Here is a 610-nt window from a genome sequence, read left to right as displayed (position 1 = left end):
TGGCCTTTTGCATTGATGTTGGCAATGGCGAAATGATCGACATTACAATCTACGCCAATGACCCCATCGAATTTCGAATAGTTTGTTTGTGAATTGGCTTCTACATCCATCATACATTTGATTATATAGTAATCACCATGATCTTCAAGGGACCAGGCAATCAGTTTTCCATACTTTTTCTTATTTTTACAGTTCTGTTGGGTTTGGATGGCAGATGCCACTTTGTCCTGACCATATGGGAAGTGAACTTGTTCCATGTTAATGAAAACCCCACTTGGTGTTTTGAAATGGAGCTGTTTATTTTCTGTATCATAATTGAAAACAAAATTACCATTCGCAGCATCTTTCCGTCCAGATAGAATCATTTTATGGTAGCGAGATTGTTGCCATTCCTCCAGCCAGGCGTCATGGTTGTCTATGTAGAAATCCCTCGTATGTTGCGATTTGAATCGCTTTTTTGAACCGAAAACAACACTTGGGATGCGGGTACGTAACTGTTTTAATTCCTCTTCTTTCCGGTTCAGCCTTGACGTCAGAAAGCCAATTCTTGTTTTACGTTGTTGTATCGTTGGATCAAGATACGTATGTTCAAATTGATACGCATGATAAT

At 39.2% G+C, this 610-nt stretch carries 1 pseudogene; it reads right to left on the bottom strand.

Annotated features, from left to right (window positions below):
• Positions 1–610, bottom strand: a pseudogene (locus IEX12_RS23195) (IS200/IS605 family accessory protein TnpB-related protein); the annotation flags it as partial.

It is taken from the genome of Lentibacillus populi (assembly GCA_014642895.1).
Taxonomy (GTDB): domain Bacteria; phylum Bacillota; class Bacilli; order Bacillales; family Amphibacillaceae; genus Lentibacillus_C; species Lentibacillus_C populi.
Note: the sequence above shows the minus strand (reverse complement) of the source record. Positions and strands in the feature narration are given on the sequence as shown.